The following is a 5,335-nucleotide window of genomic DNA, read 5'->3' on the forward strand; positions in this document are numbered from 1 at the left end:
GGCGGTCTGCTCGCCGGGCGGCACCACGGCGGCGGCGATCCGGCGACTCGAGGCCGGGGGCTTCCGGTCCGCGGTGGCGGACGCCGTGGAGGCGTCGGCCACCAGGTCGATGGAACTGGCCCGTGCAGCGCAGAAGGCCGAGGACGACGAGCGGGACGACTGACCCGCCTCCGGGCATCGCCCGCTGCGCTCCACGCGCCCCACACGTCCCGCCAGGTGAGAGAACGGCCACCTGGCGGGACGTCGCATTTAGCACAAGCCCTGTTCAGGGTGGGTCAGGCCGCGGTCGGGCGGCGTGTCGTCAAAGTTATTTGCCCACTCCCGTCGCATTGATCACACCCTTCACGCTAGGCTCATACCCAGCACGTGCGTGTCCGTACCGCAGGAGGGGAAGCCTGCGGCACGACGCGTGCCACGAAGGGTTGTGAGATGGCGACTACCGACAAGACCGAAGGCGGCGCACAGGCGGCGGGGGGTTCCCAGTTCCTGACCGTTGCCGAGGTCGCAGCGCTCATGCGCGTGTCCAAGATGACGGTCTACCGGCTCGTCCACTCGGGCGAGCTGCCCGCGGTGCGGGTGGGGCGGTCGTTCCGCGTGCATTCCAAGGCGGTCCACGAGTACCTGGACACGTCGTACTTCTCCGCCGGCTGACCCGCTCCGGGTCGGCCCCCGGGCCCGTTTTCGTCGCGGCCCCACCTGCGGGTAGTCTGGACGGGTTCCGTACCGGCTTCCGAGCCCGCTTAGATGCCGGAACGCAGTAAGCCCGCTGTAAGGCCCCAGACCAGTAGTCGACAGGTAGGTGACCCCCGATATGGGTTCTGTGATCAAGAAGCGCCGCAAGCGTATGTCCAAGAAGAAGCACCGCAAGATGCTCCGCCGGACGCGCGTGCAGCGTCGCAAGCTCGGTAAGTGAGTCCGGCGGCGCCTCGATAGCGCCCGGACTCACGCCCGTAGCAGATGCCCGTCACCCGCAAGTGGTGGCGGGCATCGGTGTGTCGCGGGGTGTGTGTAGCAGCACGTCCGGGGTACGCGGACCGGGCGACGGACCGGGGGGGTCCACGGCTACAGTGGTCTGGGTGAACCCCGAAGCACCAACCCGTCGGCCCGCCCGGGCTGTCGCCGTCGTGGGCGGGAGCCGATACCTCGGCGCCCACCTCGTGGGGATGCTGCTCCGGTCCGAATCCGTCGAGCGCGTCCTGGCCATCGACTCCGTCAAACCGTCGCCGCAGCACCGCCGTCGGATGAGGGACGCCGAGTTCGTCCGCCTCGACCCGCAGTCGCCGCGCCTCCAGGGCATCCTGCGCGATGCCGGCATCGACACCGTCGTCCACGCCGGACTGCACCACACCGACTTCGCCCCGGGCGGCCGTGCGGCCGTCAAGGAGGCCAACATCATGGGCTCGATGCACGTGATCGCGGCCTGTGGGCGGGCCGCGACCGTCAAGCGGTTCGTGTTGATCTCCTCGACCACCGTCTACGGCTCCTCGGGCGTGGACCCGGCCATGTTCACCGAGGACATGGCGGCCCGCCGCCAACCGAGCGGCGGCATCCCCCTGGACCACCTGTCGGTCGAGGGTTACGTGCGCGGGATGTCCCGCAAACGGCCGGACATCGAGGTGACGATCCTGCGGATCCCCGCGATCCTCGGACTGCCCGAACCCACGGTGTTCGGGGAGCTGCTGGCGCCGTCGATCTCCCCGGTGCTGGCGGGCTACGACCCCCGCATCCAGTTGCTGCACCCCCAGGACGCGCTCGACGCCCTCCTGCACGCCACGATGGGCGCCGCGCCGGGGACGTTCAACATCGCCGGCGAGGGGATCCTCACGCTCACCCAGGCCATCCGGCGGGCCGGGCACGTCCCGCTGCCGGTTCCGCCGCAGACGTTCAAGCTGGCCGTGCGGCTGCTGTCCAGTCAGGGCCTGCGCGACGTCGGGGCCTCGCAGCTTCGGTACCTGCGCTTCGGGCGCGCCGTGGACACCACGCGCATGCGCGAGGAGTTCGGCTTCACGCCCCGGTACTCCACCGAGGAGGCACTGCACGCCTACCTGGTCGACTCCGGCACCGAACCGCTCATCACCCGCGCCACGCTCGAGCGCAAGACCGCCAAGATCGCCGCCATGCTCCCCGCGCCGGTGGCCGACCGGCTGCGCGCGGGAGTGGACACCACGCTGTGCGAGCTCGAGGCGATCGGCGCGTTGCCCGATCCGAACGAGCCCGATCCGAACGAGCCCGATCCGAGCAAGGAGGAGGCGCTGTGAGGGGCCCCGAATTCGACCTGAGCCAGCCACTCGGTGGGCCTCGCTGGGGGGAGGGCCGCCGCGACTCGCGGAGCGACCGCATCGTGGGCGAGGGCTTCCTCGGCGCCACCAGCCACAGCGACGCCGCCGCCACCGAGATCGGACGGATCGTCGACCGGTTCCTCACCTCGGTGCGCGACACTCTCGGCCAGGTGATGGAGGCGCTGCCCGTCGACGCCGAGACGCTGGGTCCCGTCCGTGAGGTCGCGCGGGGTGTCGACGTGATGCTCGCGACCGGCGACGTCAGCGCGCTGTCGGGGCTCGTCGACGCCATCAACGGTGTCGGCGAGCTGATCGCCACGCGCGTGACCGGTGGTTACGAGGTCGACGAGTTCGGCTTCGACGAGCACTTCCACAGCACCGTGTGGCTGCCGATGTGGCGACCGCTGTTCGAGCACTGGTTCCGGGTCGAGGTGATCGGCGCCGAGAACATCCCCGCCGAGGGCGCCGGGCTGATCGTCTCCAACCACGCCGGGGTCCTGCCGTTGGACGCGATGATGACCACGGTGGCCGTCCACGACCACTCGGGCCGCGCCCTGCGGCTGCTGGCCGCCGACCTGGCGATGACGCTGCCGGTCTCCGCACCGCTGGCGCGACGGGCCGGGGCGACGCTGGCCTGCGCTGCCGACGCCGAACGCCTGCTCGAGAGCGGACACGTGGTGGCGGTGTGGCCCGAGGGCTACAAGGGACTGGGCAAGCCGTTCTCGGACCGCTACCGGCTGCAACGCTTCGGCCGCGGTGGGTTCGTGTCCACCGCGCTGGACGCCGGCGCGCCGATCATCCCGTGCTCGGTGGTGGGCTCGGAGGAGATCTACCCCAAGATCGGCGAGTTCTCCCCGCTGGCGCGGCTGCTGGGTGTCCCGTACCTGCCCATCACGCCGACGTTCCCCCTGCTCGGCGGCCTGGGCGGCATCCCGCTGCCCACCAAGTGGACCATCGAGTTCGGCGAGCCCATCGAGACCTCCCACCTCGGCCCGGACGCCGGCGACGACCCGATGATCGTCTTCGAGATCACCGACCAGGTCCGCGAGACCATCCAGAACACCCTGTTCCGGAACCTCGCTCGCCGTGGGAGCGTCTTCTTCGGCTGATCCGCCCGGGCCGCTCGGGGCCCGGCCGCGAGTCGTCTCAGAACATCCGTCGGATCTGGCCGATCGTCCGCGCGCCGTACGAGGACTTCACGGCCGCCCGGGCTCCGGCGAGCCCGCCCACCGCGAGCACGCCCGGGACCGCCTGCTTGGCGGCCTTGCGCACCGTGCGGAAGTCCTTGATGTCCCAGCCGTTCTCCGAGGCGTACTTGCGCAGCCGCCCGTCCGGGTTGATCGCGACCGGGTTGCCGACCATCGTGAGCATCGGCATGTCGTTGAAGCTGTCCGAGTACGCGTAGCACTTGGACAGATCGAAACCCTCGGCCTCGGCGAGGTTGGAGATGGCGTGCGCCTTGCCGGGCCCGTGCAGGATGTCGCCCACCAGCCGGCCGGTGTACACCCCGTCCTCCTCCTCGGCCACGGTGCCGAGCGCACCCGAGAGCCCGAGCCGCGACGCGATCACCCGCGCGAGCATGACCGGCGTGGCGGTGACTAGCCACACCTGCTGGCCGGCGTCGAGGTGCATCTGCACCAGCGAGCGCGTGCCCGGCCAGACGCGGTCGAGCATCGAGGTGTCCACGACCTCCTCGCTCAACGCGGTCAGCTCGGCGACGGTGTGGCCCTTGACGAAGCTCAGCGCCTTGTCTCGGCCTGCGGCCACGTCGTCGGCGTTCTCCTTGCCGGAGACCCGGAACTTGACCTGCGACCACGCCATCGACGCCACGTCCTGCGCCGTGAAGAACTTGTGCTTGGCCAGCCCGCGCGCCAGCAGGATGATCGAGGCGCCCTGGATCAGGGTGTTGTCCACGTCGAAGAACGCCGCGGCCTGCGGGTCGGGGACGAACCGCGTGTCGGCGTGGTCGTCGTGGTCCTCGGTGGTCGTGGCGTCGGCCAGCGGGGGACCGGGCTCGGCGCCGGGCTCGAGCTTGACCGCGTTCCTGGCCGAGGCCTCGCCGGCGACGCGCTGGTCGCGGGCGTTGCGCCGGCGCCAGACCAGCCGCCCGATCGCACTGGTGACGTCCGCTCGTCCGGGCAGCCGGAGACCGTTGCCCCCGGTGTCGGAATCGGACTCGTCGGTGGCGTCGGTGTGGTCGTTCACCGGGTGGACCTCCTAGTGGGGGTGGGACCCCATCCTAGGGGAGTCCGGAGGGGGTGGGGCACTATCAGGGCATGGTGCACACGGTGACCCTGCTTACCCGCGAGGGCTGTGGAAGCTGCGTCCGGGTCCACGGTCAGTTGGTCCCGCTGTGCGCGACGGCGCACGCGCGGCTCGAGGTGGTGGACGTGGACCGTGCGGCCGATCCCGAACTCGCGGTGGAGTACGGCGACCGCCTGCCGGTGGTCCTGGTGGACGGCGCGGAGCACTCGTGTTGGGAGGTCGACGACGACGAGCTGGCCGCCGACCTCGCGGCCCCCGAGCCGTTCCGTGGCTGGGAGTGACCCCGCCGTCCGCCGCGTGGCGGTGGTGAGCCGGTGTCCCGCGGTGGGCGGCCACCTCCCGGTGGCGCGCGCTACTCCTCGGCGAGCAGGACCTGCAGGATCGTCGCGTGCCGGAGCAGGAAGGTGCGTTCGTCGAGCTTCTTGCGCCGCAGCCACCCGGTGACCTCGCTGTTGTGTTTGCTCGCGTTGCAGGAGGCGCAGGCGGGGACCACGTTCTCCAGTGTGTAGCGCCCGCCACGCGAGACGGGCATGACGCAGTCGCGCTGCAGTGCGGGGCCCTCCGCCCGGCAGTAGGCGCACCCGCCCCAGGCGCGGAGGAGGTCGGCCCACTGTGGGGCGGTGAGGTCGTTGTCGACTCTCGACAGGCGCCGCTTCCGCCTCTTCGCGTACCGCGCCCGTGTCGCCGCGGACACGGTGGTGGAGGACCTGCGGCGTGGTGGCACGGCGCAACCGTACGTCGCTCACGCGCGCCCGGTGGTGTGCTGTCCGCGCGCGCCGCGACCCGGGCCC

At 71.2% G+C, this 5,335-nt stretch carries 8 protein-coding genes; 6 read left to right on the forward strand and 2 right to left on the reverse strand.

The annotated features are described in order from the left end of the window. The 5 genes from G6028_RS05055 to G6028_RS05075 all read left to right on the forward strand — a co-directional run. Positions 1–163 (forward strand): pyrroline-5-carboxylate reductase dimerization domain-containing protein (locus tag G6028_RS05055; RefSeq protein WP_277817573.1); only part of this gene is annotated, 163 nt, incomplete at its 5' end. A 266-nt stretch (positions 164–429) separates the two neighbouring features. Beyond that, positions 430–651, forward strand: coding sequence for a helix-turn-helix domain-containing protein (locus G6028_RS05060; RefSeq protein ID WP_017837771.1), 222 nt, complete (start codon positions 430–432; stop codon positions 649–651). 160 nt (positions 652–811) lie between these two features. Beyond that, entirely contained in the window at positions 812–913 is a 102-nt protein-coding gene (locus tag G6028_RS05065; protein WP_003855542.1) for a 30S ribosomal protein bS22, read from the forward strand. Between the two features lie 163 nt (positions 914–1,076). After that, positions 1,077–2,258 carry an NAD-dependent epimerase/dehydratase family protein gene (locus G6028_RS05070; RefSeq protein WP_259847172.1) on the forward strand — a complete coding sequence of 394 codons (1,182 nt, stop codon included), beginning with the start codon at positions 1,077–1,079 and terminating at the stop codon, positions 2,256–2,258. Continuing rightward, a complete protein-coding gene (locus G6028_RS05075; protein ID WP_179523386.1) occupies positions 2,255–3,388 on the forward strand; it encodes a lysophospholipid acyltransferase family protein in 1,134 nt (377 codons plus the stop codon). The genes G6028_RS05070 and G6028_RS05075 overlap by 4 nt, the downstream gene beginning before the upstream one ends. A 37-nt stretch (positions 3,389–3,425) precedes the next feature. On the opposite strand, the gene G6028_RS05080 is transcribed toward G6028_RS05075, so the two are convergent. Next, the gene (locus tag G6028_RS05080; protein ID WP_182640025.1) at positions 3,426–4,484 is read right to left on the reverse strand and encodes an HAD-IB family hydrolase; all 1,059 of its coding nucleotides are present in this window, start codon (positions 4,482–4,484) and stop codon (positions 3,426–3,428) included. A gap of 71 nt (positions 4,485–4,555) precedes the next feature. Here G6028_RS05080 and G6028_RS05085 point away from each other — a divergent pair, with 71 nt between their 5' ends. Then, positions 4,556–4,825 (forward strand): glutaredoxin family protein, encoded by a 270-nt coding sequence (locus tag G6028_RS05085; RefSeq protein ID WP_179523384.1) that lies wholly within the window; start codon positions 4,556–4,558, stop codon positions 4,823–4,825. Between the two features lie 71 nt (positions 4,826–4,896). Here the strand turns inward: G6028_RS05085 and G6028_RS05090 are convergent, their stop codons facing one another. Beyond that, positions 4,897–5,238, reverse strand: coding sequence for an HNH endonuclease (locus G6028_RS05090; RefSeq protein ID WP_179525996.1), 342 nt, complete (start codon positions 5,236–5,238; stop codon positions 4,897–4,899). Between the last annotated feature and the right edge of the window lie 97 nt (positions 5,239–5,335).

The organism is Dietzia cercidiphylli (genome assembly GCF_014145145.1).
In the GTDB taxonomy this organism is placed as follows: domain Bacteria; phylum Actinomycetota; class Actinomycetes; order Mycobacteriales; family Mycobacteriaceae; genus Dietzia; species Dietzia natronolimnaea.